Below are 26,646 nucleotides of genomic sequence, written 5' to 3'. Positions count from 1 at the left end.
TCGGTACCTGCGGCTGGGATGCTGCCTGCGGCGGGGGTGTAGGCGAACGAGCCGGCAACGGAGGCGGTTGCGTTGAGTTGGATGGCGGAGAGTGCTGTTCCGTAGGTGATGCTGGCTGGGTTGGCCCAGGTGATGACTGGTGAAGCCTGGGTGACGACGATCTGGACGGTCTTGGTGGCGGTGGTGTAGTTGGTGGTGTCGGTGGGGGTGAAGGTGACCGAGAGGGTGTCAGTTCCTGCTGCTGGGATGTTGCCTGCGGCGGGGGTGTAGGCGAACGAACCTGGGACGGAGGCGGTTGCGTTGAGTTGGGTGGCGGAGAGTGCGGTGCCGTAGGTGATGCTGGCTGGGTTTGCCCAGGTGATGACTGGGACTGCCTGGGTGACGACGATCTGAACGGTCTTGGTGGCGGTGGAGTAGTTGGTGGTGTCGGTGGGGGTGAAGGTGACCGAGAGGGTATCGGTGCCAGCCGCGGGGATGTTGCCGATGGCGGGGGTGTAGGTGAACGAGCCGGGGACGGAGGCGGTTGCGTCGAGCTGGGTTGCGGAGAGTGCCGTTCCGTAGGTGATGCTGGCTGGGTTGGCCCAGGTGATGACAGGTGAAGCCTGGGTGACGACGATCTGGACGGTCTTGGTGGCGGTGGTGTAGTTGGTGGTGTCGGTGGGGGTGAAGGTGACCGAGAGGGTGTCAGTGCCAGCGGCAGGGACGTTGCCGATGGCCGGGGTGTAAGCGAACGATCCGGCGACGGAGGCGGTTGCGTTGAGTTGAGTTGCGGAGAGCGCGGTGCCGTAGGTGATGGCTGCTGGGTTCGCCCAGGTGATGACGGGCGTTGCCTGGTTGACTATGATCTGTACGGTCTTGGTGGCCGTGGTGTAGTTGGCGGCGTCGGTTGGTGTGAAGGTGACCGAAAGTGTATTCGTTCCGACGGTCGGGATATTGCCTGCAGCTGGGGTGTAAGCGAACGAGCCGGCGACGGAGGCGGTTGCGTTGAGTTGGGTTGCGGAGAGTGCAGTTCCGTAGGTGATCGCGGCGGGGTTTGCCCAGGTGATGACGGGGGAGGCCTTATTGACGACAAGCTGTACAGTGGCTGTTGCTGTGGTGTAGTCGGTGGCGTCGCTGGGGGTGAAGGTGACGGAAAGGGTATCGGTGCCAGCGGCGGGAATGCTGCCTGCGGCCGGTGAATATGCGAACGAACCGGCGACGGAGGCAGAGGCGTTGAGTTGAGTTGCCGAGAGGGCGGTTCCGTAGGTGATGGCCGCAGGGTTTGCCCAGGTAATGACTGGCGTTGCCTTGTTGACGACGAGCTGTACGGTTGCGGTTGCTGTGGTGTAGTCGGTGGCGTCGGTTGGTTTGAAGGTTACCGACAAGGTGTCCGTGCCAGCGCCCGGAGTAGCGCCGGATGCCGGAGAGTAGATGAATGTGCCGGCGACCGAGGCGGTGGCGTTGAGTTGGGTGGCGGAGAGTGCGGTTCCGTACGTGATGGCTGCTGGGTTCGCCCAGGTGATGACTGGGACTGCCTGGGTGACGACGATTTGGACGGTCTTGGTTGCGGAGGTGTAGTTGGTGGTGTCGGTGGGGGTGAAGGTGACGGAGAGGGTGTCGGTACCGGCTGCGGGGATATTGCCGATGGCGGGGGTGTAGGTGAAGGTACCGGCGACCGAGGCGGTGGCGTTGAGTTGGGTTGCGGAGAGTGCGGTGCCGTAGGTGATGGCTGCGGGATTGGCCCAGGTGATGACCGGGGTAGCCTGGTTGACAACGATCTGAACGGTCTTGGTGGCTGTGGTGTAGTCGGTGGCGTCGGTCGGGGTGAAGGTGACCGAGAGGGTGTCGGTTCCTGCTGCTGGGATGTTGCCCACGGCGGGGGTGTAGGTGAAGGTACCTGCGACGGAGGCAGTTGCGTTAAGTTGGGTCGCGGAGAGGGCGGTTCCGTAGGTGATGGCTGCGGGATTGGCCCAGGTGATGACTGGGGTGGCTTGATTGACAACGATCTGAACGGTCTTGGTTGCGGTGGTGTAGTCGGTGGCGTCGGTTGGGGTGAAGGTGACCGAGAGGGTGTCGGTTCCTGCTGCTGGGATGTTGCCCACGGCAGGAGTGTAGACGAACGAACCTGCGACAGAAGCAGTTGCGTTAAGTTGGGTGTTCGAGAGGGCGGTTCCGTAGGTGATGGCCGCGGGATTGGCCCAGGTGATGACGGGCGTTGCCTTGTTGACGATGAGCTGTACGGTTGCTGTTGCCGTGGTGTAGTCGGTGGAGTCGGTTGGTTTGAAGGTGACCGACAAAGTGTCCGTGCCAGCGCCCGGAATAGTGCCGGAGGCGGGAGTGTAGGTGAAGGTTCCAGCTACGGAGGCGGTTGCGTTGAGTTGGGTTGCAGAGAGGGCGGTTCCGTATGTGATGGCTGCTGGTGTTGCCCAGGTGATGACCGGCGTCGCTTGATTGACAACGATCTGCACGGTCTTGGTGGCGGTGGAGTAGTCGGTGGTGTCGGTGGGGGTGAAGGTGACCGACAACGTGTCAGTACCAGCGCCGGGAACGGAGCCCGCGGCTGGTGTGTAGGTGAAGGTACCAGCTACGGAGGCGGTTGCGTTGAGTTGGATTGCGGAGAGTGCCGTGCCGTAGGTGATGGCCGCGGGATTGGCCCAGGTGATGACTGGGGCTGCCTGGTTGACGACCAGTTGAACCGTTTTGGTTGCGGTAGTGTAGTTGACGGTGTCGGTCGGAGTGAAGGTAGCTGTCAGGCTGACCGTGCCGGCACCAGGAACGTTTCCGATGGCGGGGGAGTAAGTGAAGGAGCCGGGTACGGAGGCGGTTGCGTTGAGCTGGGTTGCGGAGAGCGCTGTTCCGTAGGTGATGGCGGCGGGATTGGCCCAGGTGATAACGGGTGTGGCTTGGTTGACGGTTATTTGTACGGTCTTGGTGACGGAAGAGTAGTCGGTGGAGTCCGTTGGCTTGAAGGTGACCGAAAGAGTATCGACGCCCGCGGCTGGAATGCTGCCTAGCGCCGGGGTGTAGGTAAAGCTGCCGGGTACGGAGGCAGTGGCGTTGAGTTGTGTATTAGTGAGCGCCGTTCCGTAGGTGATATTTGCTGGAGTGGTCCAGGTTACGGTGGGGGAAGCCTGGGTGATGGTGAGCGTTCCGGTGGCGAAGGTCAGACTGTAGTTTGAGGACGTGAGAGAGCCGATGGCGGCGGTGATGGTGTAGGTGTTTGCGGTTGTGGGGGCCGCTGGGATCGTGGTCAACGAAGGATTGCCGCTGTATGCGGTGGACGCGGTATCGCCGTTGACGTAGCCCGTGACCGTATAGGTATAGGGAGGGACTGGCGTTCCGTAGACGGCGGTCTCGTTGTTGGCCGTGAAGAGGAGGGCTTGTTTGTTGACAACGAGGTTTACTGTTCCCGTGGCTGATCCGTAGGCCGGATTGGTTGGGGTGAACTGAACGCTGAGTTTATTGGTGCCTACAGGCAGGACCGTTCCTGCAGGAGGGGTATATACGTACGAACCTGGAATTACCGTTGGGGTGGCCGCCGTGTTGAGGGCCATTGCGACGATGACGACGTTGCGATTGTTAGGCAGGGTGATGCTTTGCACGGTCTTCGTGTTGTCGAGAGGGATGGTATAGCCGTAGAGATAAGTGGTGCCGAGGGTCTGGCCGCCGCTGCTGGTATTTCGGAAGGCCGTCGTGGAGACGATGCTCTCGCCGGGGTAGGGAGTGAAGGGAGAGGTCTGTGTCCAGCTGTCGAGACTCACTGCGGCGAACACGGTGGTTCCATCGGTGTAGGTGATGGTGAAGCGTTGGGAGGTCTGTCCGACGATTGTGGCCGCGCCGATCATCGTCAGGCCGGAGAAGGCTCCCTGGGGCAGGGCGATGACGGTGCTGGTGACGGCGTCTGGAAGGTTCGCTGGCCCAAGAGAGTAAGTCTGGCCATTCCAGGTGATAGAGGTGCCAACCGAATTGGAGGAGTACGCGTTTCCGATGTTGTCAAAGCCGCCGGTTGAGAAGAGGGATCCATTCGATTGAAAGGCGTTGACGCGGTAATAAGAGGAAAGTGAAACAGAAGTCGTGTTCGGAGTGATCTCGGCTACAGCGTTGAGCTGGGTGGCGCTGAGCGGCGTGCCATAGGTGATTGAGGCAGGCGTAGGCCAGACGATTACGGTCGAGCTTGCTGGATTGACGAGCAGTGGTACGGATGCCGTGGCGCCGGTGTAGTTGGTCGTGTTGGTAGGTGTGAAGGTAGCGGAGAGTGTGTTTTCTCCAGTAGGCAGGACAGTGCCTGACGTGGGCGAATAGACCAGTGCGCCTGGGATGGGAGGCGAGACCAGGTCCATGGCGAGTATCGAGACATCTCCTGGTCCCTGCCATGCGGGAAGCGTGACACTCTGAACAATTTTTGAGCTGTTGAGCGGAATCGAATAGCCGTAGACGCAGGTCAAGTGACTATCTTCGCCACCACCGGAGGTGTTGCGGTAAGGGACGCAAGTGACTTCTGTCTCGCCGGGGTAGTTCATCGGATAGACCCAGTCACTCAGGCTTTGCGTATAGGTGCTGGTGGTTCCGTCGGTATAAGTGATGATGAATGGGTTCGCCGCGGTAGAGTTGTTGACCATCGCGCCAAGCATATTAAGGCTGGCGTAGTATCCAGCCGGAAGAGCGATGGTCACCGTCGTTCCTGTGCTGCTCAGACCGCCGACTGCATCGAGTGCGTTGGCGGGTCCCAATTGATAAGTTATGTTGTTCCAGGTGACGGAGGTTCCAAGCAAATTCGACGAGTAGGCATTGCCGCCTTGATCAAAGCCACCGCTAAAGCTCGTGCCGTTGGAGTAGATACCGTTGAGGTTGTAGTACGAGGTCAGTGGTACCGGAGCGTAGACAGCGACCGTCGCGTCAAGTTGTATATTGCTCAGCGGAGTCGGATAGGTGATCGGCGCGGGCGAAGGCCAGCTGATCTGCGGGTTCGCGGGGTTTACCACAAGGGTCACGCTGGCGGTCGCCGAGGAGTAGCTCGAGCTGTTGGCGACACTCGGGGTGAAGGTGGCGCTCAACGTGTAGGTGCCTACGGGGAGCAGGGTGTAAGCAGCCACACTGTAGGAAAATGTTCCGGCGACGGTTGTTGTGGCGTTGAGTTGGGTCGAGGACACCAGGATGCCGTAGTTGATGGGAGCCGGCGTGGCCCAGGTGATGACCGGCGTGGTCTTTGCGACGGGGTAGTTGATGGGTGAGGATGTGCTGGCTAGAAAGTTTGCATCAGTGGGGCTGCCGAGGTTGAAGCTCGCGGTAAGGCTATCCGTGCCGACAGGCAGCGACGTCACATTCAGTGTCGCGATTCCGCTGGAGAGCTTGCTTGTACCCAGAACAGTGGCGCCGTTGAGGAAGGTGATCAGTTCGTTGTTAGTGGTGTAGCCGCCTAAGGCATAGGGGCTGAGGGTGGCAGAGAGTACGACCTGCTGGCTGTAAGTGCTGGATGAAGGATTCGCACTCAGCAGCGTAGCTGTGGTGATTGGCGTACCAGTGAGAGACAAGAGGTTGGAGGTGCTTTTGGCGAAGTAGGTTTCTCCGGGGTAGACCGCGTCGACCTTGTGCGCGATCGCAGCGCCGGCGGGGACGTTAGGAGTGTTTAGAGTGGCGGTTGCGGTCTGGGTGATCTGGTCCAGCAGGACTGCCACGTTGTTGTTGCTCTGCACTGGAGTTGCAATATCTGGAAATCCGTCGCCGTTGAAATCCCCGACGAGCGTTGAAGATCCGGTTGCACCTACGGTGTAATTTACTGCGGCCTGAAACGTTCCGTCACCGTTTCCAAGCAGGACGCTTTGTGTCGTGTTGTTTTGATTCACGACTGTCAGGTCGGCTTTGCCATCTCCGTTGAAGTCGCCCAGTGCAATTGCAATCGGTACTGCGCCGACGGGGTTTGCACCGACGACGCGTGGCTGAAAGGTTCCATTGCCGTTACCGATGAGTATCCCGACGGTGTCGTCGTTGGAGCTAGGGACGGCGATATCGATGATGCCGTCGCCGTTGAAGTCTCCTGCAACGAGCCCGGTTGGGTATCTGCCGACGTCGATCGGAGAACCGCTGGCCTGGCTGAAGTTTCCTGTGCCGTCACCCAGAAGAATGGAGACCGAGACGGTCGCGAAGTTGGTGACGGCGATATCGGCTTTGCCGTCTCCGTTGAAGTCACTCACGATGAGATTGAGAGGACCGGCTCCGACGGTAAATGGCGAGAAGGGAGCAGCGGTGAATGTGCCGTTGCCATTATTCAAAAGAACGGTGACGGTGTTGCTGGCCTGGTTGGTAATAGCGAGGTCGGCGTTGCCGTCGTTATTGAAGTCGCCAACGGCGACGGCGCTTGGCGTGATTCCCGTGAGGTAAATCACCTGGTTCTGAAACGTGCCATTCCCCCTACCAAAGAAGATGCTTACCGAGTTGCCTACGGCATTGGTTACGGCAAGATCCAGGATTCCATCGTTGTTGAAGTCGCCGACTGCAACAACGATGGGTGTGAGGCCGGCGGTGAGCGTGGTTCCTGTGGTGAAGGTTCCGGTTCCTGTGCCCAGCAGGATATTGACTTTGTTCGCAGCGGAGGCTACTGCGATATCCAGCTTTCCGTCGCCGTTAAAGTCCCCTAGGGCGGAGCCCCTGGGAGGAATACCCGTGCCGCTTGCAGAGGCGGCGGCATTAAACGTCTGCGCGGCGACAGCAGCTCCCAAAGGAGAGGTGCCGAAGACGTAGTTGCTGTTGGATGTGTCTACAAAGGAGAGGGCGGCTGTGGGTGATTGGGTGAACCCGCCGTTTCCCACGACCGTGGCTGCGAGTGTGTAGTTGCCTGCGGTGCCTGTGCTGGTGAGAGTTGTTCCTGTCGCGTACGTTCCGGTGACACTGAGGGTTTGTGACGGAGAGGAGCTGGAGGAATGGGAGTTCGTTCCATTGAAGACAGCTATGTACTTGTGAGTCCCGATACCAGGAATAAGGCGAAGTACCGCAGTTCCAGTCGCGGTTAACTGGGCTGTGCCTAGAATCGCGGAATTTACGCAGTGAGTCGCAGTTGCGTCACAAAAAGTGATCAATCCCGGGGAGACTGGTGTGCTCACGCCGGTCGTCACTGCGGCGGTGAGCGTGACCATGGTTCCACTGGTAACGGTGGCTGAAGAGAGCGTCAGACTTGTCGTTGTTGCAGCGCCCAAAGCGAAGCTCTCAGGCACGGACACAGTTGCCAGGAGGAGGCCCAGGACGGCCAGCAAGATGCCTGAGAAAGAACGGCTGCCAGACTTTAGATATCCTGAACGGCTTTTGCATTTGGTGCGGTGTGACGACATGCTTATCTCCGTGACAACTAATGACGTGACAAGAAGCTTCCAGGCAGACGGGTGCGCCTTACGCAAAAGCTCCGGTGGATGGTGGCCACGTTCGACTCCTGCGCTGCTTTTCTGCTAGGGACTTCCTGAGGCGAGAACTATGCTGGTATTGCTAAAGCCTGAAGAGGCCCAAGAACTTTCGTGCCGTTCTTATCAGGCCTGCATGTTCGCCGATAGAGAATGGAATCGCATAAGAGAGTTATTGGCCTCCTTTGCTCCTCACTAGAATCACTTAGCTGCGGCTTCTCATCCATAGTCCAAAGGTGGCAGCAGAAATTTCGCAAAATGCAGGTATTTTTACCCAACCAGCAGAAATATTTTTACGGACTGACACAGAAGTGTCAGTAGCGGGCGGGTGGGATCAGTCCGGAGGGACTTGCGAATGCGGTGCGGCCCTGACCGATCAGGACTCCTTGAGTTACCCACGCGGCTGGCGCCGGAAGACCTCGACGGAGAACCGTGGAGAGGAGCGAGACTGCGCGGTCGCTTCTCTATTAAAAGCGTGAAGATCTGACTCTACCGATGAGGAGACGCGAGGAAGATAATAAAGCTCATCTCCCGGGGGCAGGTTGTCGGAGGTTTACGTGGTGCATGGCAACCAGGGTGCCGGTGCACTTTGGTTGTGAATGTGCCTGACAAATCCTGCAGCCTGATGTTGCGATCCCCGCATCGAAGAGAGGTCGCACGGTTCCCTCGTCAGCTCCGTCACGACAGAGAAAGAGGATCAAATGAACTCACCTTCCGCAGTAGAAAACTTTACTAAAGCGGCGGTCGTGGAGACCAGGCTCTCTGGCTACGACCTGCTACTCCATCCAGGACTAAACAAGGGGACAGCGTTTACAGAGGAGGAGCGAGATACCTTCGCGCTCCATGGATTGCTGCCGCCGCATCTGGGGACGTTGGAGGATCAGCTGGAACGTCGCATGAAGGCCTTTGACAATCAGACGAGCAGCTTTGAAAGATACAACTTCATGCGTGACTTGCAGGACTCGAATGAAACCCTGTTCTATGCCCTGATCACCCGGAACGTCGAGAAGTTTCTGCCGATTGTGTATACGCCGACGGTGGGCGAAGGCTGTCAACGCTTCAGTGAGACCTGGCTTAAGCCGCGCGGCCTCTTCATCAGTTATCCCAACAAGGACCGTATCAACCAGATGCTTGCCGACTCTCGTTATGACAAGGTGCGATGCATCGTCGTGAGTGACGGCGAACGGATTCTCGGTCTCGGCGATCAGGGAGCCGGAGGAATGGGGATACCGATCGGAAAGATGGCTCTGTATACAGCCCTGGCCGGAGTTCATCCGGAACACTGCCTGCCTGTGCTTCTCGATGTAGGAACGGACAATGAGGAACGTCTCAAGGATCCGATCTACATCGGTTGGCGCAACAAGCGGGTGCGAGGGCGGGAATATGACGACTTCGTCGAAGCGTTTGTCTCGGCGGTGAAGAGCCGGTGGCCGCATATTCTTCTGCAATGGGAAGACTTTGCCGGTTCGAACGCCAGCCGCCTACTCGAACGGTATCGCGACCAGCTTTGCACGTTTAATGACGATATTCAGGGAACAGCGGCGGTGGCAACTGCCACTGTTTTAGGGGCGGTTACGGCGACTGGCATACCGATGAAAGAACAGAGGATCGGCTTCCTCGGCTTTGGCTCCGCGGGAATTGGGATTGCCAATCTGCTTCTCGCCGCCATGAAAGAGAGCGGGTTGAGCGACGAGGAAGCTCATAAGCAGTTTTATGCGGTCGACCGCTACGGACTGATCCTCGAAGGACAGACAGGCCTTCGGCCTGACCAGGCGCGCTATGCGAAGAAGAAGTCCGATCTGAAGGAATGGACGCTTTCCAATCCGGAGCAGGTTTCGCTCGAGGATGTAGTCCGGAACGCGAAGCTGACGGTCCTGATCGGAGTCTCCAGCCAGGCGGGCGCATTTACTGAGAAGATTGTGCGCGAGATGGCTAAGCACACAGATCGCCCAGCTATCTTTCCTTTGTCGAACCCGACGTCCAAGAGCGAAGCTGCTCCTGCAGATCTTATGAAATGGACGAACGGGCGCGCCCTGATCGGCACGGGTAGTCCATTTCCTCCGGCTATGATCGATGGCAAGGCTGTGGAGTTCGCGCAGACGAACAACTCCTATATCTTCCCGGGTCTTGCCCTGGGGATTCTTACGTCAAGGGCGAAGAGGGTCTCGGATTCGATGATCATGGCTGCCGCAAAGGCTCTTGCGGCACTTTCTCCGACGCAGAAGAACAAAGAAGCATCTCTGCTGCCGCCTATCGCCGATTCTCGCCAGGTCGGGCTGAAGGTGGCGGAGGCCGTTGGGAAGCAGGCGGTCGCAGAAGGCCTCTCAGGGGTTTCCAATGAAAAGTCTTTTGAGAGGGAGCTCCGCGAATATGTCTGGGAGCCGGTCTACGTACCGTATGTTCGGTTGGGCGACTAATGCCGTCTGCCACCCCGCCAAGCGCTAGCGCTGGAAGGGGCGGGTGGTCTCAACTTCAATTGCAGAAGAAGTGAGGTGATCTATGGGTACGCAAGAGTTGTATGAGTTGAAGCAGATTCCCATCGGCGTCGGCGCTTCGGGAAAGAGGAAAGAAACAGACTCAATGGGCGAAGTCGAGGTTCCGGCAGACCACTACTGGGGCGCTCAAACGCAGCGTTCGCTGATTCACTTTGCGATCGGGGACGATCACATGCCGAAGCAGGTGTATCACGCTTACGGTTATGTGAAAAAGGCGGCCGCATTGGTGAATGCCGCTGCAGGACGCCTCGACCGGTGGCAGGCTGATGCAATTTCGGCCGTTGCGGACGAGATGATCGCCGGAAAATTGGATACTGAGTTCCCCCTTTTTGTTTGGCAGACCGGGTCAGGAACACAGTCGAACATGAACGTTAACGAAGTAATCTCAAACCGGGCGATTCAGTTGCTCGGCGGAGTGCTGGGGAGTAAGGCGCCGATACACCCGAATGATCATGTCAATATGGCGCAGTCGTCGAATGACACCTTTCCAACGGCGATGCATATCGCCAGCGCGCTGGAGGTGAAGAGGTATCTTTTACCTAGAGTGGAAGCTTTGACTTCGGCGATCGAGGACAAGGCAAAGCAGTGGCATGATGTCGTGAAGATTGGCCGTACGCATCTGGAAGATGCTGTGCCTCTTACGGTTGGCCAGGAGTGGTCGGGCTATGCGGTTCAACTTCGCGATGCGATGGCTTTGATCGACAGGTCTCTGGAGGGGATCTATCAACTGGCTGCGGGCGGTACCGCAGTCGGTACCGGGCTGAATGCTCCTCCACACTTTGGGGAGGATATCGCTGCGAAGATAGCGGAGCTGACGGGGATGCCCTTTATCACCGCGCCAAACAAGTTTGCCGCGCAAGGTTCGCTCGACGCGATGGTAAACGCGCATGCCGCGCTACGCTCTCTTGCTGTTGCTCTGATGAAGATTGCAAACGATATGCGGTGGCTGGCTTCCGGTCCGCGCTGTGGCCTCGGCGAACTGGTGCTGCCGGCGAATGAGCCTGGCTCTTCGATCATGCCCGGTAAGGTAAATCCGACGCAGTGCGAGGCAATGGTGATGATCTGCATTCAGGTTATCGGAGATGATTCGGCCGTAGCTTTTGCCGGCTCGCAGGGCAATTTTGAGTTGAATGCGATGCGGCCGATCATCATCAACAACTTTCTTCATTCGGCGCGGATTCTGGCCGATGGATGCGAGAAGTTTCGGATATTTTCAGTTGAGGGGACCATGCTGAATGAAAAGCGCATCGCCCAGTTTGTCCAGAATTCCCTGATGCTGGTGACCGCGCTCAGTCCCGTGATCGGCTACGACAAGGCTTCGAAGATTGCCCACAAGGCGCTCGATGAAGAGACGACGTTGAAGCAGGCGGCGCTGGCGACCGGATGGATCGACGAAAAAACCTTTGATCAGGTGATTGATCCGAAGAAGATGGTCTTTCCCAATGGCTGATGTAACGTAGTTTGTTTTGCGAACCGAGGCCTGTCCGAGGTAAAGTTCGATAAACATCAAAATTTCTGTGTTCGCCTGAATCTTTATAGATGTTGAATTCATCTATTAATACGGTCGTACATATTGCATCCAAACTAACGATCGGTAAAAGGAGAGATTCATGGCGACGCAGACTTATTCGAAGCTTTTTGAGCCGGTAAAGCTTGGTGCGATCGAACTGGGCCACAGGGTAGTAATGGCGCCGCTGACGAGGCTTCGTTCTGAAACACCAGGTGATATTCCCGGCGACCTGATGCTTGAGTACTATACGCAGCGCGCGTCAAACGGCGGGTTGATTATCTCGGAGGCCACGACGGTCTCGGTTACGGCCCGCGGATATCTCGGGGCTCCTGGAATTTATTCGGAGGCGCAAGTGGCAGGGTGGCGGCGCATTACAGACGCGGTCCATGCCAAGGGGGGAAAGATCGTTGTTCAACTCTGGCATGTGGGACGAACCAGCCACGTGGACTTGACCGGCGGGGCTATCCCCGTTGGACCGTCCGAGGGTGTTCCGTACGAAGGAGTGTCCTTCACCAAGAACGGGTGGGTTCCTGTCACACCGAACCGCGCCTTGAAGGTCGAGGAGATTCCGGCGTTGCTGGAGGATTATCGTAAAGCCGCTCTCAACGCGAAGGCTGCCGGGTTCGATGGAGTTGAACTCCACGGTGGCAACGGCTATCTGTTGGACCAGTTCCTGCAAAACGGCAGCAACCGGAGAACAGATGAATACGGCGGCTCCGCAGAAAATCGGGCGCGCTTGCTCTTTCAGGTGCTGGAGACGGTTCTCGCAGTATGGGATAAGAGCCAGGTCGGAATCAGGCTCTCACCCAGCACGCAGTTCAACGGCATGTCAGACTCTAATCCAGCTTTGATCTTCGATTACGTGGCGGAACAAGCAAACAAGTACTCCATCGCCTATCTTCACGTCATCGAGCCTCGCATCAACGGGAGTGCTGAGATCGGTGAGGGACTTCCGCCAGTGGCTGCGGGACAGTTTCGAAAGCACTTCAAAGGACAGATTCTGGCGGCGGGCGGTTTCGATGGAGACAGCGCGGAAGCGATTCTCGAAGAAGGCGATGCGGACCTGGTTGTGTTTGGCCGATTCTTCATCGCCAATCCAGATCTTCCCGAACGGCTGAAGCAGGGAGCGTCGCTGAATCCTTATGACCGGGACACATTTTACGGTGGGGATGCTCGTGGGTACATCGACTATCCGTTTTATGAAACGGCAGTGGCCTGAGCGGCACGTAGCTTCAAGACAGCCACCCGTTGAACAGGGACCAGCCTCACGATCGAGGCTGGCAACCCTAACGATTACGCAGCAGCTTTTGATCTTCAGCGTTGATCTTCGCGGCTAGTTTGGCGTGATCGGTTACAGTCTGATCGCCATACGCTTCGGCCCATTCCGCATAGGACTCACGCAATACACCGGATCGGCCGCAATAGCCAGCGATGATCGCCGGTTCGCTGGTTCGTGCATGAGCTCGGGCCAAAAGAGCCCCACATGCCCAGCAATAAAAATTGAAGGCATCTCCACTCATCCACTCGATGGGAACAGAAGCTTTCAGATTTTTCATTTGTCTGACGTAGTAAGGCCGCTTTTCAATCTCAGTCCATCCCAACATTACATCGCTCGCTGCCTGAAGCGTTCGTTGTCCGACGACAACGCGCTGACCCTCATGGATGAACTCTGCTTTTCTCGACGGAAGGTAGGCCGCATGCGCGGGTGATAAAGCTTCCTTGATTTGGAGAAAGAGCGGATCGTCATCGTTCTTGCCCATCAGTAACGCGAGATACGTCCTGGTGCCAACTGATCCCACTCCCACTACCCGGTGAGCGACATCCGCAACACTGTAACGAGAGAGCATGTGCCGGCGCTCACGGGAGAGCGTGAGGGAGTAATCCTCCAGTGCTGTGATGATCTTGTTTCTCAAAGCAGCGCTAACGTGGGTCAGGATAGGAGGATCTTCGCGGAAGTGCCACTGACCATTGGCATTCTTATCTGCAACTTTTGTAAGCAGAGTACGGTTGTCCGAGTGGAGTGCTTTGTCGGTAACTTTCCGCATGACTGCAAGCGCCTTTTGGGGAACTTTGCGCAGAATATTCGCCTTTCCCGGAGTTGCATGCAGGTACCAAATGTCCAGAGTTCCCATTGGCTCCAGTCTCTCCATATTCTCCTGATATCCTTCAACGGCCAGCATCACCGCTACTCGCCGCTCGTTCCTCGTCAGACCATTTTCGCGGCCAGCCACATTGACGCTGGCCGTCAGCCGCTTAAGGTCCCACTCCCAGGGGCCGATTACGGTTTCATCGAAGTCGTTGATATCGAAGACGAGTTCTCGTTGAGGCGTTCCATAAAATCCGAAGTTGCTCAGATGTGCATCGCCAGCAAGCACTACGTTGCAGCCGATGGTGGGAGTCGTGGACAGGTCATACGCCATTACGGCTGCTGCACCTCGCAGAAAGGCAAAGGGAGAGGCCGACATTCGTTGCATGCGAAGAGGGACCAGATTCTGCTGACGGTCAACGTTACTTTTAGCAAGGATCGAAAGGACGTCGCCGCGTTTGGCTGAGGGCTTCCATTGTCCATGTATTTCACGCGGAACGTGTTCTCGCATTTCGGTTCCTTGCTTGTGGAGAGCTTCGATCGTTGGCTGCGGCTTACGGAGGTTGACGCGCTCCGTCGTGACCTTTTTCTTTGCGTGGTGAACCGGCATATTGATTCCTGCTCCCAAGGTTTTTTTCAGAGAGGAATATATCGGAGTTCAAGCATAAGGGATTCGTTCACCTCACGCTCAGCTTTAACCTTCCAAGCGACGCATTACGGTGCGAAGTTTCCACTTGCGGTTTTGCTACCGAATAAACGAAAGTCCTAACCTGGATGAGGTGCTGATGAGATTCAGATAGCTTTGCGGTCCGTCCGTAGCGTACTGCTCTCGTTTGCAGGATATGGCGTCCTCTTCCCGGGACCCTTTCCGAAAGGGCCGGCCGCAGGGAACTGATGGGCCTTCGCTGTGCTGCGATACACTAAACAGGCGTCTGTCTCGTGCCTAATGACAATTTTCCTAATGCGAAATGTGTTTCTCGGAATTGCTGCGATCCCCTTCATCTACTACGCTCTCGCGATCTTCAGTTCGCTCCGTTTTTTTTTGGCTACACGAGCTAAAGGAGACAGGGCCGGCGCGTTTTTGCCGCCAGTCAGCAATCTGAAGCCGGTGCGGGGCCTTGATCCAGAGGCTTATGAGAATTTCGCCAGCTTTTGCCGACAAGACTATCCGAACTACGAAGTTTTGTTCTGTATCGGCGATACCAACGACCCTGCTTACCCTGTGCTACAGCGAATCGTCAGCGACTTCCCGGACTGTCAAATCCGCATTGTGATTGGGTCGGGCCGCATTGCGACCAACGACAAAGTTGCAAAGCTGGCACGACTCGTCGAGGAAGCCTCCCATGAATACCTTGTGATCAGCGACAGCGACGTGCGGGTTGCGCCGGACTATCTGCGCAAGGTCGTTGCGCCATTGGAGGATCTTAAGACAGGGGCGGTGACGTGCTTTTATGTCCCGATCAAAGAATCGACCTGGGTGCAGCGTCTGCAGGATATTGGGATGCTTTCCGACTTCTATCCCGGAATTCTTGTGGCAAAGCAATTGGATGGAGTGAAGTTTGCTCTCGGTCCGACGATTGCGACAACCCGCACGCGGCTTCAGGCCTTTGGCGGCTATGCCTCGATCGAGAACCGTCCAGCAGATGACCTGCTGGTGGGGCGATTGATCGCTGAGCAAGGCTACGAAGTGGAGCTTCTCCCTTACACCATCTCCACAGTCGCAGACTATCAGTCACTCAATGAACTGTTTCACAAGCGTTTGCGGTGGATCACGGTCATGCGTCACATGCGCCCTTGGGGACATCTTGGCCTGATCTTCACGCTGGGGCTGCCCTGGGCGATTTTGGCAGTGGCGCTGCTTCCTACGTTTCTGGTCGCCGCGATTTATCTGGGCGGATATCTCGTCGTCCGCGCTGTGTTGACCGTGCTGGTGGGGTCCTGGGGACTTAACCAGCCGGGTATCTGGAAAAAACTGGCGCTCATTCCGCTGTGGGACGGAATGGCCAGCTTGATCTGGTTGACGAGTTTCACGCGTAAGACGATTCGGTGGCGAGGACAGAATTACCTGATGCGTGATGGAGAACTTGTCCTGCCTCTTGAGGTGTGAGCTCAGAATGCGGAGTGGGCGCGTGCTTAGATGGCATTCTTTACCAGCAGCGGCTGTTTGCTCATTTCGCTTCCGATGCGCCGCTGGTTTTGCGTGCTCCGCCAATTGACTTGAGGCGCGAACAACGACGGGTCGATCCGATCGCGATAACGCAGTGCGATATTGATCAGCGAATCGACAAGCGAATCTGAGAGTGTGTGCGGCTGTAGCCCGAGATCGGCCAACTTGGAATGCTTCGCGTTGTAATAGTGCGATTCGGCTTCGACACGAGGGTCGGGAAGATGATCAATTTCCACCTTGAGACCCATCTGTCCGGCGACTGCCTGGACGGTCTCCGCCAGGTCGAGGACCGAGAACTGCTCGGTGAATTGGTTGAAGACACGGAATTCACCTGAGTTGGCGGGGTTCAGGCAAGCTAGCTCTACGCAGCGGACCGTATCGCGAAGGTCGAGAAATCCGCGTGTCTGGCCGCCTTTTCCGTATACCGTGAGTGGATAGCCAATCGCCGCCTGGGCGCAGAAGCGGTTCAGAACGGTTCCAAATACCTCGTCGTAATCAAAACGGTTGATCAAAGCCTCGTCCATCGATACTTCATCGGTGACGGTACCGTATACAACTCCCTGATTGAGGTCGGTCGCGCGCAGGCCCCAAGCCTTGCAGGTGAACATGATGTTGTGGCTGTCATGTACTTTTGAGAGGTGATAGAAGGAGCCGGGTTGTTTGGGGAAGGGGAGGGTATCTTTTCGGCCGTTGTGCTCGATGGTGAGGAATCCTTCTTCGATATCAATATTCGGCGTGCCGTATTCACCCATCGTGCCCAACTTGACGATATGACAGTCCGGTTGCAACTCACGGATGGCGAAGAGCAGGTTTAGAGTCCCAACCACATTATTTGTCTGGGTATAAACCGCGTGCTTGCGATCGATCATTGAGTAGGGCGCGGACCTCTGCTCCGCAAAGTGGACGACTGTGTCGGGCTGAAAGGTCTTGATGGTAGAGGAGAGGAAATCATAGTCCGCGACATCGCCAACGAAGAGTTCGATTGGGATGCCTGTCAATTGATACCAGACCGCTAATCTCTCAGACAAAGGACGGATCGGCGTTAGGGTCTGAGCTCCGAGCTCGAAGTCCCATTGCCGGCGGATAAAGTTGTCGACGATCGCAACGGAATGCCCCTTGTTTGCAAGATATAGGGCAGTTGCCCAACCACAATAACCATCACCACCGAGAACAGCAATCCGCATTTTTTCTCCTAATTTATGGGCTTCTACCAGTATACCGACGTAAGATTGAAAGCTTTGGTTTCAGAAACTTTGTATATTTCCGATCACAGCGACCATTGAGCAATGAAAACACAAGTCGAAGTGTGCCTATGGGGCGTTAGGAAGCACTGAAGACGAAACGGGATGATTGGTGATCAAAACCTTACCCCCGCTCTCTTCAAGTAAATTCAGTTGATCTTTGCCTACTAACGACTCTAGATGATCGACGCCTGTGTCTTTGGCGAAGATGTAGTACCTTTCGGGTCTTTGCCAGAGGTCCCGGAATTGGTTGTCGTCCAGAAAAACGCTAGGGGCATTTGGAGCGTAGGAACCGTAGACGAGATTATTGAATCTGCCATTGAGGAGCAAGGCAGTCCTATCCGTATAAAAGAACACGGACGAGAACCAATAGTAGTGATGGTCGACGATTAAATTTCCCTCGGGGGACTGCAGTAGCTTATTGACCAGAGGGCGGGAAGAGAGATAGGGGTCGAAATCGATCATCGCCAGGCGGGCAGCGTGAAAGAAGACCACCATCATTATGGCCACGGTCACGTATACTTTTTTGCCTGCGGTTTGGAGTGTGCCGATGGCTCCAATTAGAAATGAAGCCGCAGCCAAGGCAAGCGGTATCCTCAGGTAGGCAAATGACTTAAGAGTCAAATCCTCCATGTGTCCGAGCGACAGCGTGTACGCCTCCGGGTTGGAACTGAGAGCCTGTGAGATATCCCCAGGAGTAGGGACGTGGCGTACTGCAACCAGGATGGCGATCGCAGCCAGCGCCGCGATCGAGCAGATCACGGTCAGGAATCGCGTTCCATGCCGGACAATTCTCCCGTTAAAAGCGATGCCAGAACCGATCAGAAGCGCTAATGCCGGATAGCACGGCATAGAGTAGTACTCCTGCGTCGTGGAGAAGGTGAAAAACACGAGGACGAAGCCCGTCCAGCAGAGGGCGAGGAGTCTGGTTCTTCCCGCTCGATCAACGGGGCGGTATGAGAGCTTTAGCGCTGCGGGCAGGTATACGCTCCACGGGAAGAGCCAAACCAGGTTGAGCAGCCAGAAATAAAGGCGCGGCACCGTGTTGTAGTCACGCGGGGAACGAAGATTGAGGAATCGGAGGAGTTGCTCATTGATAAAGAAGAACCAGAAAAAGCCGTGATACTCTCCCGGAACACTCTTCATCGTGAAACTGAAATAGGGTGGATTCCGGAGCGTAGCAAGGATATGCCATGGTGCAGCAATCAACAGGATGATGGCCAGGCCACTGAGCGGCCGAAGTCGTTTCCACATCCGAGCGGAGAAGAGTTGACGGGTGCACAATAAATAGATGATGGCCGCAGCGGCCGGGAAGACAATTGCAATAAGGCTTTTCAGAAGCAAACCGACGCCCAGGCTTGCGGCAAGGATTGCTGCCCATGCTCGTGGATTCGGCTCCTCCTCATCGAGAACTCGAAGAAACGCCCACATGGCCAAGACGATGGTTAGAGTGAGCACTACATCCGGCACGAGGATGCGTGTGAAGAGAAAGAGTCCGATGCAGGTGGACATGCAAAGGCCAGCATAGAACCCTGCGCGGCGTCCGAAGGCCCAGACTCCGAATGCAGCAGTTGTGACGCAAAGAGCAATCGCAGAGAGTGCAATCGGAATACGTGCGGCCCAGTCATGGACGCCGAATACTTTATAAGCGACTGCGATCATCCAGTAGATGAGGGGAGGTTTTTCGAGATAGGCCACTCCATCCAGGCGCGCTGTGACCCAGTCGCCGGAGCTGATCATATTGTGAGCAATCTGCGCCTGCACTGCATCGACGTCGTCCATCAGTGATGGAGGAGAGAGAATGCAACCGAGATAAACGGCCGCTGCGAAAAGTACGACGAGCCAGAAAAGCTGGCTCCGATTTACAGCCCTGCTGCGATCACCTGTCTCTTGGAGGCCAGAGACGGTTTTGACTGGATTTTCCATCGTTTCATCCACATGAATAACATGATCAGCCCCCACAAGTGATAGCCGATGTTTATCCTTCTGTTCAAGTGTTGCTCGGTGTAGTTACGGATCGCTTCAAAGTTAAACAGCTCCGAGTGCTCCGATTCCGCCGATGCCAGCGTCTCCATTAACATCGCGCGGAGAGGTCCTCGAAACCATTCGTGTGCCGGAATATCGAAGCCTATCTTCGGACGCTGAAGGATGGGTGTGGGCAGCTTCGATCTCATCACTTCTTTGAGGAGATACTTCTGGTTTGTGCCACGGATCTTGAGGTCAACTGGCAAGGTAGCTGCAAACTCGACGATGCGGTGGTCTAGGAATGGAGGCCGAACCTCAACGGAATGTGCCATGCTCACGCGATCCGACTTAACCAGGATGTCGTCCGGAAGATAGTACTGCTGGTCGAACTCAAGGAATGGAGAGATCCCGTCCCCGGGAAGGCTGGCTCCCAAACGAGCGAGGACATCCCGAAGGGCACCGGGTAGCGGAACGCGCAGGAGGGTAGCCTTTTCTGCATCGGAGAAGGTCCCGTTCCAATACACATGGGCTCGCTCTGGCGGCATGAGACTACCTTGAAGGAGGCGTTTCAACTTGTATTCGATGCTGATTTTTTCCTTCGAGGCAGGCCAAAAACGTAAGGCGCGAAGAGCTAGATCGATTGCCGAGGGAGGGATATTTTTCAGCTGGCGGGCGATACGGTTTGCGCGATAAGTAAGGTAACCACTGAAGATCTCATCGGCTCCTTCTCCGCTGAAGGCCACCGTACATTGTGTCTTGCATAGTTTCGAAAGAAACCAGACTGGCAATGCCCCGGAATCCGCGCTGGGTTCATCGGAGTAGTAAGTAATGTCTTCGATGGCCCCCTCTAAGTCCTCCTCCGGGCACAGATCCAGCTGCTGGTGATCGGTTCCGTAATGCTCGACCACTTGGCGGATATATTGCGACTCGTCGAAGCTTTGGCCGTTGAATGTAATTGAAAAGGTCCGAAGTTGTGAGCTGGACGCCTGCGCGGCGTAGTGAAGGACGGTTGAGGAATCCACTCCTCCACTAAGCCACACACCAAGAGGAACGTCGGACATGAGATGCTCACGAACCGACTGATTCAAGAGGAAATCGAGCTCTGTTTTTGCGTCTTCGAACGAGATCGGTTTGGGGATGATCTCCGGGATGCGCCAGTATGCGTGTTTGTTCGTTCGGCCGTCCCGCCATTCGAGCCAGTGGCCGGGCGGGAGCTTCTCAATCCCATCGACCAGAGTCCATGGACACGGGACATAGTTCATGGACAGATAACAATCCAGTCCCTCAAGGCTTAGCTGGCGCTCGATTTCGGGATGGACGAGAATTCCCTTGAGCTCGGAAGCAAAGAAGATGTCCTCGCCCCGCTCGGCGATATAAAGCGGCTTGATCCCCAGGCGGTCGCGCGCGAGAACTAGACGCTGCTTGGAGTTGCTCCAGATGGCAACCGCGAACATGCCACGCAATCGCTCGAAACAATTGGTATCCCACTCGAGAAACGCCTGAAGAACAGTTTCCGTATCACAATGGGTTTGGAAGCGGCGGCCGAGGGATTCGAGTTCGCGGCGGACTTCGAGGTGATTATAAATTTCACCATTGAAGACGATTACTGAATCGCGGTCTTCGGAGAAGATAGGCTGATCGCCGGAAGCCAGGTCAACAATCTTGAGGCGGGTTGCACCGAGGGAGCAGGCTCTCGATCGAAACACTCCCTGCTGATCCGGGCCGCGATGAAAGAGGGTACTCGTGGCACTCTGTATGCGCTCTTGATCAGGGCGCCAGTCTTTCGTTGTGAATCCAACAATGCCGCACAAGTGTCTATGCCTCTTCCATGCACGCTGGTGTTGAAGTCCAGACATGCTGAACGGATTGACGTTTGGACCAGTGGCCGTATAGTTTGTGCCGAGAACCCATAACCACCATCATGCTACCATCACATTCTGCCAAGCCCATTCAACTAAAAGCACACACGTCCCACTTTGTGGATTAACGCAACTGCAGCGAAGCAGATGTGGCGTAGATCAAAAAAGAAGAGAAGCAAGAGCTTTCTAAGGGTGGAGCAGCGATCTGACCAGATATAACCTATAAAATAAAAGATGTCTGCCGAGCGGTGGCAGCGAACCACACCAATGACGCCACAAAAGCCTTTGCATCTTAAGACCTACTTACTGATCGCAGTAATGGTGATCGCCGGTCCACTGGGCAACGTTCTGCTAGGCAAGGGAATGAAGCATATCGGTGAACCAGTCATCTGGCCTCCCTTGCAACTGCTCCACACTGGGCTGAATATCTTTACATCCGCGTCGATCTGGTTGGGAATCACGTCGCTGATTACATTCTTCGTAGCCTACATGCTGGTGTTGTCGTGGGCCGATTATAGCTTCGTGCAGCCTGCATCCTCGCTGGCTTACGGCATGGTCGCGCTACTCGGGTATCTGATGTTGGGTGAAAGAGTCTCTCCGTTGAGATGGGCCGGCATCGCGGTTATTTGCCTGGGCGTTTTTGTGGTCGGCCGCACCAATCCTCGCACGACGAGGCAGGTTTAGGTTGCCGCATTTCATTCTGTTCACGCTGATCGTTGTCGCCGGAACGGGCGGCGAGTTATGTGTCTCCCGCGCGATGAAGGTTGTTGGAGAGGCCCCAAGTTTGCGTCCAGCGGAGGTCGCAAAGGTAATTCTGAGAGCACTGCGCGTCCCTTGGATGTGGCTTGGGGGTGGAATGATGGCGGTAGCGTTCTTTGCCCTACTGGTAGCCTTGTCAATCTACGACGTGAGTTTCGTCGTCCCTGTAACGGCGTTGAGCTACGTGGCGGGTGCTTTTGGAGGGGTCGTGTTTCTGCGCGAACATGTAGACTTTCAACGCTGGATCGGAGTCTTGCTGGTTGCGATCGGCGTCACACTGGTGTTTTTGGGAAAGAACTAACCGCCTCGAGGTTGTCGCTTTGTGTTACGGCTTAGGCGCGGCCGGCTTAGGAATTCGCAAGGTCCACGAACCTCCGAACACAATTGTTCTGCCCTCGGGACGTGAGATCGCTTTGTACTCGTTTAGGTACTTGAAGAAGAAGTTGAGATTTTTGGGGGGAAGTATGAAGTTGCTCTGGAGGCCTACTGCGTGAACGGAGTAGAACGGCACGCTACTCGCAGGTAGATTGCCTATCGTTCCGCTGTTAGCAGAGACCTGCCACTGGTCGTATCCGATTACACCGAGTTGAAGCAGTCTGCTAAAGTCTTTTTTGAGTGGAAGGACTTGGCCCGCTCCCCACTCAGTAGTAAAGGTTTTTCCCGGCGTCAGCGCAGTTCCTGTCTTCTGTCCATGTGTCTCCCAATCGGTGGACAAGTTTAAGCTGGTTCCCTTGTTCTTTGTAACGTAAACAGTTGTGCCAAAGGTTAAATCGTTGCCCCAATATCCCGAGCCTACATTGTTACTCGCTCCAGCAACGAAGCGTCCGGTCGGGGCGACGAACGCGTAGCCGGCGACGATGTCGGCCCGCTTGAGATGCCAGCCGAGGTTGACGGGCTGGACCCACAAGTCTCCAAATCCTGATCCTCCACCAGAAGCACCCAGATTAGTTCCGGAGATGTCGGCAACCAGACTGCCGTTTGCGACATTGACAGAGATGTAGGGAGCGAAAGATGCGCCTAAAATCTTCTTCTTTAGGACAAAGTAGAAGATGTTTTCGTCGGCCCAGAAGCCGTAAGTACCGACCACATTGGGGCGATGGTTTCCATTCGCGTCATTCAGTGAGCTTGCGGAGTAGTTGAGCGCTAAATTGGCGTAGGTCAGTCCGGGGGAAGGAACTACGCCAGCATTCAGCCCGAATTGTCCGGGCACATACTGGCCCTTCTGTTGAGCATGCAATGTCGCTACGCTTATGAACGCAAAAATCGTAAGAGCCCAAGGTGAAGATGAACGACGGTTCAATATTTTGTCCATGTCTTTTCCTTTACTTTTGCGACGTTTCCTGCTCACTCAGGGCCACAAGCTCCGGGTAGCTTAATAAAGTAGGTTGCGAGCTACGAGTGTATTCCGCACTACGATCGTTCTGTGCCGATGCGCTGCAACACAAGATTAGTGTCAGGAGCAGGACAAAACGGGCCAGGACAGCAGTGTCAAAGACGCAATCCGCTACTGGAAGATAGACGATCTTGCTTTGAGCTGCCAAGGCTTTGTCAAACTTCGCCACCGATTCCTCCGATTAAACAGGATCTGACAGGGAGGCTATCTTCAGCGAAGCTTCGGAGCTACTAGCAAAACTTCTAGCCTCTGACTGGTATTCATTGAAGTCAAAACTGGGGTGAATGTCGGATTGTAGATGTCACTTATTCACCTACCAGGAAGCAATCTCTTCGCCTTGTATTCTCTGAGGACAGCATCACTATTCGTATCGATGACGTGATTCTAGAAGGCCGAGAGAGTGTGTGATGGACTGCGTTCCGCCTATCGCGATCTTTCATACATACGTGATCACTACTGTAGAGGCATACAGAAACTGCGATGCTTTGTGACTCAATCCGTCCGCATAGGCAAGGTCATGAACAGCAACAATTGAAGATTCTCCTTGTCAGGAGCTAGCCGCTCTGACGGCAGGCGTGAGGCCTCAACGCCGGTGGATGAGGAAGCATGTCGACTCGAGTCGATGGCTTGGCTTCCAGGAATTCGTGTTGGGTCATACGAGATAGTCGATGTGCTCGGCGACGGCGGAATGGGTAAGGTGTTTCGCGTGCGGCATCTGATCTCAGACCGCACGGAGGTGATGAAAGTACTGCTCGCAGCGTCTTCCGCGAGCCAGGAGATGCTGGATCGGTTTACGAGAGAGATTCGGGTGCTGGCCACACTGAATCATCCAAACATTGCCGTGCTGCATACTGCATTTCATCATGAAGACAGCTTGTGATGATTATGGAGTGGAAGGGATGGATCTGCGGCGCGCGCTGGCAGCGGGTATCACGCTGGACCAGGCGGTGGCCTATATACGTCAGCTGCTCACTGCGTTGGAGTATGCGCACTCGCGCGGAGTGATTCATCGGGACATCAAACCGTCGAATATCATGGTGACGCCCGGGGGATAGGTTAAGGTGCTTGATTTCGGGCTGGCGCTAGCAGCCCCCGAAGCGCGGTTGACGATGACCGGGGCGCTGGTCGGGTCGATGCACTACATAGCGCCGGAGCAACTATCGGGCGAAGGGCACGATGCGCGGTCGGATCTGTATGCGGTGGGTGTGACGCTGTACGAGATGGTTACGGCAAACTGCCGATTGAGGGCACCAGCTACGCGCAGGTGATTAGTGGGCTTCTGCAGCACAGTCCGGTATCGCCGAGCCGGATTAACCCGCTGATCCCCGCCGAGTTTTCGGCCGTAGTGATGAAGGCGCTGGCTAAAGAGAAGCGAGAGCGGTGGCAAACCGCGAGGGAGTTTCTTGCGGCGCTCGATGCCTCGCAACTGGGCCAGGCTTCACAAGTCAGGGTTTTTGCTGGTTCGACGCCTACGTTGACAGGTGCGGCAGAGGGAGTGATTGCAGAGAGTTCGAAGTACGAACCGGATCAGTTGAGCGAGATTACGCTGAAGCTGGCCCACTATGTCGGGCCGATCGCGAGCGTGCTGGTAAAGCGTGCTTCCAGTAGTGCGAATGATCTGCAGGCGCTTGTGGAGCAGGTAGCGCAGGAGATTGAGGAGGCGGATGCGAGACGGAGATTTCTCTCCTCGGTGGGCGGACGGTTTCGCAAGAGCGGCCTATTGTAGCTAGCCGAGCATTCGCAAGGCCTTTACTACGGTGACTACCAGGCGATTGAAGGATGCGGTGAGCTGGGCCATTTCATCCTTGCCGCGAACGGGTAGTTCGGGCTGGTCGAGCTGGCCGAGACTGACACGGTCGGCGACCGCGGAAAGCTTGCGCAGCGGCAGGATGATGAGGTAGTAAAGCACGAGATCGATAGCGAGCAGTATGGCAGCAAATGTCGTGACCAGAGACCAGAGGAGAGTTTTGAACGCCCTTGACGCAATCTGGATAGGGACAGCCATCGGCACGGAGACGATTTGGGCACCAACGATTTCGTTGAGTTTCCACCCGAAACCGTTCGTCGATCCATATTTTTCGACCATGGTTTTTGGAGCGACGGAGGGCAGTGTATGGCACTCCAGACAGCCTGACTCCGTCTTGATGGGGTGAGCGAGATAGAGCGAAGGGCCAGTAGCGGTTTCCCGCTCGCCGACGAACTCCTTCAAGTCCGCCTTGTTGCGAAAGGCATCAATGACATCGATCTCCCAATCGACGGCACGGTCCTGGAGGTTGGTAGGGTTGAGCGTGGCCTCCTTGTACATGTATTCGGGAAATTTTTGGCGCAGGCGAGCGAAGGTGACCGTCGCACCGTAAAACGGAATGGCCTGCGGGGAAGGAGTGAGCTACCCAGGAGACAATGGCGAGACCGATGGCGACAACGGCGACGACAATCAGGTTGAATTTGAGTAGAAGTTTCATGGTTTCTCCAACAACGCATTGCTCTTACAGCGTCAGGCGGTTCTGTCGATGACCAGGAGGGTGCAGTCGTCGTCTGCCGGGGCACCCTCGCAGATCGCCACAAGCTCGTTGACCCTCGGCTGAATGTGACGCCGAATTCCGTGTTCGCTCGCACGGAATCTCGCCCGCTCACAACTCTGATCATGGAGATCAACCCTCTCTCCGGGCTAAGAGAGAAGCCGTCTTTCATGAAAATGTTCAAGATGCTCTCTTCGATTACGACAGCGCAGAGATCAGAGCCGACGCCCAAGCTGCAATCGAACATGCTGCTCAGTATCTGAAAGAAAATCCATCTATTCGGGTGCAGGTTGGCGATTACGCGGATGGGCGCGGCTCAGCCGAATACAACCTGGCGCTTGGGGAAGAACGCGCAAACGCCGCGCGCAACGCGCTGATTGCAGCAGGGGTTGATGCAGATCGAATTCAGGTCATCAGTTACCGAAAGGAAGCAAATATGCACCGCTGAGACCGAGAGCTGCTGGCAGCAAAATCGCCGTGCTCTGCTTTCCAAATGCATCCCTAACGGGAAGCACGGCCATTCCCGGCTTCCGCGGAAAGCAATGACGGAAACAGTTCGAGCATGAGCCTTCACAGGGTTCGGCTGAGAGGGGCTCAATCGTTCCAGGTCAACTGGTCGGAGGTCTTCGGTTCCGATCCCGCACGCGATAAGCTGCCACTTTGTTGCGGTTTCCACATATTTCCATGCTGCACCAGCGCCGATTGTGTGACTTAGTCTGGTCGGAGAACCAAAGCGAGCAGGTGTCATCCTCGCAGCGTTTTATGAGATCAAAATCGGCTGTCGTGAGGAGTTCGGCAGCAGCTTCCGCTACAGGCGCTAAAATTGATCCGGCCGTCTCTTGCCGTCTAACCGTCTCAATCTCCACTGCGTTGGGTCCTCTCCAAACCAACTGTGGGTAGCTCCGGCTAGCCGCTAAGATACTGTTAAGGATAAAGGGATCTCCCCGCTGTCCCATCTTTCGCGATTCGACAAGGGACCGGACGCTCTCTCGCAGCCTTCGTGCGGAGCGTAGCAGCGCGACCGATCCGGTCCTGCCGTCAATTCGTGGAGTTCGTGGAGTCGGATATCCGGCTTGCCTTAGCCAGATGAGCACATCCTCGTCGCTCTGCAAGAGGTCCAGAAACGCTGCATTCACTCTCATTCGAGTATTGAGGAAGTCCAAAGCAGGGTGCCCCGCTAGAAACAGCGCGTGAGGTCTCCCTGATTCTTCGGGGCTCACGGTGTGTGCATTCATATCAGCGACTGTAACCGGCAAAAGGAACGTTTGCAAGTGTTATAAATCAC

17 protein-coding genes and 1 pseudogene are annotated in these 26,646 nt (G+C 55.9%); 10 read left to right on the top strand and 8 right to left on the bottom strand.

All coding sequences use genetic code 11. The annotated features are described in order from the left end of the window. Nucleotides 1–7,301, bottom strand: a 7,301-nt coding sequence (locus HDF12_RS21405) for a beta strand repeat-containing protein (protein WP_179586787.1), incomplete at its 3' end; no start/stop codon positions are given. 767 nt (nucleotides 7,302–8,068) lie between these two features. Between HDF12_RS21405 and HDF12_RS21400 the strand changes: the two genes are divergently transcribed. From HDF12_RS21400 to HDF12_RS21390, 3 genes are all read left to right on the top strand, one after another. Next, a complete protein-coding gene (locus tag HDF12_RS21400; RefSeq protein ID WP_179586785.1) occupies nucleotides 8,069–9,784 on the top strand; it encodes an NAD-dependent malic enzyme in 1,716 nt (571 codons plus the stop codon). 82 nt (nucleotides 9,785–9,866) lie between these two features. Further along, a complete protein-coding gene (fumC, locus tag HDF12_RS21395; RefSeq protein WP_179586783.1) occupies nucleotides 9,867–11,312 on the top strand; it encodes a class II fumarate hydratase in 1,446 nt (481 codons plus the stop codon). Nucleotides 11,313–11,472: 160 nt separating this feature from the next. Beyond that, nucleotides 11,473–12,591 (top strand): alkene reductase, encoded by a 1,119-nt coding sequence (locus HDF12_RS21390; protein ID WP_179586781.1) that lies wholly within the window; start codon nucleotides 11,473–11,475, stop codon nucleotides 12,589–12,591. Between the two features lie 67 nt (nucleotides 12,592–12,658). Here the strand turns inward: HDF12_RS21390 and HDF12_RS21385 are convergent, their stop codons facing one another. After that, entirely contained in the window at nucleotides 12,659–14,068 is a 1,410-nt protein-coding gene (locus HDF12_RS21385) for a DUF2252 domain-containing protein (RefSeq protein ID WP_179586779.1), read from the bottom strand. Nucleotides 14,069–14,419: 351 nt separating this feature from the next. Here HDF12_RS21385 and HDF12_RS21380 point away from each other — a divergent pair, with 351 nt between their 5' ends. After that, nucleotides 14,420–15,565 carry a glycosyltransferase gene (locus tag HDF12_RS21380; RefSeq protein WP_179586777.1) on the top strand — a complete coding sequence of 382 codons (1,146 nt, stop codon included), beginning with the start codon at nucleotides 14,420–14,422 and terminating at the stop codon, nucleotides 15,563–15,565. Nucleotides 15,566–15,591: 26 nt separating this feature from the next. On the opposite strand, the gene HDF12_RS21375 is transcribed toward HDF12_RS21380, so the two are convergent. From HDF12_RS21375 to asnB, 3 genes are all read right to left on the bottom strand, one after another. Further along, on the bottom strand, nucleotides 15,592–16,809 hold the full coding sequence (locus HDF12_RS21375; RefSeq protein ID WP_179586775.1) for an NAD-dependent epimerase/dehydratase family protein: 1,218 nt from the start codon (nucleotides 16,807–16,809) through the stop codon (nucleotides 15,592–15,594). A 126-nt stretch (nucleotides 16,810–16,935) separates the two neighbouring features. After that, nucleotides 16,936–18,792, bottom strand: a complete 1,857-nt coding sequence (locus HDF12_RS21370) for an ArnT family glycosyltransferase (RefSeq protein WP_257025767.1) — start codon at nucleotides 18,790–18,792, stop codon at nucleotides 16,936–16,938. Then, a complete protein-coding gene (gene asnB / locus HDF12_RS21365; protein ID WP_246373750.1) occupies nucleotides 18,729–20,687 on the bottom strand; it encodes an asparagine synthase (glutamine-hydrolyzing) in 1,959 nt (652 codons plus the stop codon). The genes HDF12_RS21370 and asnB overlap by 64 nt, the downstream gene beginning before the upstream one ends. A 288-nt stretch (nucleotides 20,688–20,975) precedes the next feature. Here asnB and HDF12_RS21360 point away from each other — a divergent pair, with 288 nt between their 5' ends. Further along, entirely contained in the window at nucleotides 20,976–21,374 is a 399-nt protein-coding gene (locus HDF12_RS21360; RefSeq protein WP_179586771.1) for an EamA family transporter, read from the top strand. Nucleotide 21,375: 1 nt separating this feature from the next. After that, nucleotides 21,376–21,750, top strand: a complete 375-nt coding sequence (locus HDF12_RS21355) for an EamA family transporter (protein WP_179586769.1) — start codon at nucleotides 21,376–21,378, stop codon at nucleotides 21,748–21,750. A gap of 24 nt (nucleotides 21,751–21,774) precedes the next feature. Here the strand turns inward: HDF12_RS21355 and HDF12_RS21350 are convergent, their stop codons facing one another. Then, entirely contained in the window at nucleotides 21,775–22,659 is an 885-nt protein-coding gene (locus HDF12_RS21350) for a SphA family protein (RefSeq protein ID WP_179586767.1), read from the bottom strand. A gap of 805 nt (nucleotides 22,660–23,464) precedes the next feature. Here HDF12_RS21350 and HDF12_RS22605 point away from each other — a divergent pair. The 3 genes and pseudogenes from HDF12_RS22605 (at nucleotide 23,465) to HDF12_RS22595 (ending at nucleotide 24,568) form a co-directional block, all read left to right on the top strand. Then, nucleotides 23,465–23,722: a protein kinase domain-containing protein gene (locus HDF12_RS22605; RefSeq protein ID WP_257025765.1), complete on the top strand. Its 258-nt coding sequence runs from the start codon at nucleotides 23,465–23,467 to the stop codon at nucleotides 23,720–23,722. Further along, nucleotides 23,706–24,110 (top strand): annotated as a pseudogene (locus tag HDF12_RS22600) (serine/threonine-protein kinase). Before HDF12_RS22605 ends, HDF12_RS22600 begins: the two are co-directional and overlap by 17 nt. After that, nucleotides 24,107–24,568 carry a DUF8082 domain-containing protein gene (locus tag HDF12_RS22595; RefSeq protein WP_257025764.1) on the top strand — a complete coding sequence of 154 codons (462 nt, stop codon included), beginning with the start codon at nucleotides 24,107–24,109 and terminating at the stop codon, nucleotides 24,566–24,568. The pseudogene HDF12_RS22600 and the gene HDF12_RS22595 overlap by 4 nt, the downstream one beginning before the upstream one ends. Here the strand turns inward: HDF12_RS22595 and HDF12_RS21340 are convergent, their stop codons facing one another. Continuing rightward, the gene (locus tag HDF12_RS21340) at nucleotides 24,569–25,147 is read right to left on the bottom strand and encodes a c-type heme family protein (protein WP_257025763.1); all 579 of its coding nucleotides are present in this window, start codon (nucleotides 25,145–25,147) and stop codon (nucleotides 24,569–24,571) included. 314 nt (nucleotides 25,148–25,461) lie between these two features. Here HDF12_RS21340 and HDF12_RS23015 point away from each other — a divergent pair, with 314 nt between their 5' ends. After that, nucleotides 25,462–25,809, top strand: coding sequence for an OmpA family protein (locus tag HDF12_RS23015; protein ID WP_353073889.1), 348 nt, complete (start codon nucleotides 25,462–25,464; stop codon nucleotides 25,807–25,809). A gap of 160 nt (nucleotides 25,810–25,969) precedes the next feature. Here HDF12_RS23015 and HDF12_RS21330 read toward each other — a convergent pair whose 3' ends face one another. After that, entirely contained in the window at nucleotides 25,970–26,596 is a 627-nt protein-coding gene (locus HDF12_RS21330) for a CGNR zinc finger domain-containing protein (RefSeq protein WP_179586765.1), read from the bottom strand. Nucleotides 26,597–26,646 lie beyond the last annotated feature (50 nt).

The sequence above is a fragment of the Tunturiibacter gelidiferens genome, assembly GCF_013410115.1.
Lineage (GTDB): Bacteria > Acidobacteriota > Terriglobia > Terriglobales > Acidobacteriaceae > Edaphobacter > Edaphobacter gelidiferens.
The sequence above is the reverse complement of the archived record's forward strand: the minus strand, read 5'-3'. Positions and strand labels throughout refer to the sequence as shown.

Excerpts from the sequence above, each read along its gene's own strand:
- asnB (WP_246373750.1), bottom strand. The coding sequence starts at position 20,687 with ATGTCTGGACTTCAACACCAGCGTGCATGGAAGAGGCATAGACACTTG.
- HDF12_RS21330 (WP_179586765.1), bottom strand. The coding sequence starts at position 26,596 with ATGAATGCACACACCGTGAGCCCCGAAGAATCAGGGAGACCTCACGCG.
- HDF12_RS21380 (WP_179586777.1), top strand. The coding sequence starts at position 14,420 with ATGCGAAATGTGTTTCTCGGAATTGCTGCGATCCCCTTCATCTACTAC.
- HDF12_RS21375 (WP_179586775.1), bottom strand. The coding sequence starts at position 16,809 with ATGCGGATTGCTGTTCTCGGTGGTGATGGTTATTGTGGTTGGGCAACT.
- HDF12_RS21400 (WP_179586785.1), top strand. The coding sequence starts at position 8,069 with ATGAACTCACCTTCCGCAGTAGAAAACTTTACTAAAGCGGCGGTCGTG.
- fumC (WP_179586783.1), top strand. The coding sequence starts at position 9,867 with ATGGGTACGCAAGAGTTGTATGAGTTGAAGCAGATTCCCATCGGCGTC.
- HDF12_RS21370 (WP_257025767.1), bottom strand. The coding sequence starts at position 18,792 with ATGGAAAATCCAGTCAAAACCGTCTCTGGCCTCCAAGAGACAGGTGAT.
- HDF12_RS22605 (WP_257025765.1), top strand. The coding sequence starts at position 23,465 with ATGGCTTGGCTTCCAGGAATTCGTGTTGGGTCATACGAGATAGTCGAT.
- HDF12_RS21390 (WP_179586781.1), top strand. The coding sequence starts at position 11,473 with ATGGCGACGCAGACTTATTCGAAGCTTTTTGAGCCGGTAAAGCTTGGT.
- HDF12_RS21385 (WP_179586779.1), bottom strand. The coding sequence starts at position 14,068 with ATGCCGGTTCACCACGCAAAGAAAAAGGTCACGACGGAGCGCGTCAAC.
- HDF12_RS21340 (WP_257025763.1), bottom strand. The coding sequence starts at position 25,147 with ATGTACAAGGAGGCCACGCTCAACCCTACCAACCTCCAGGACCGTGCC.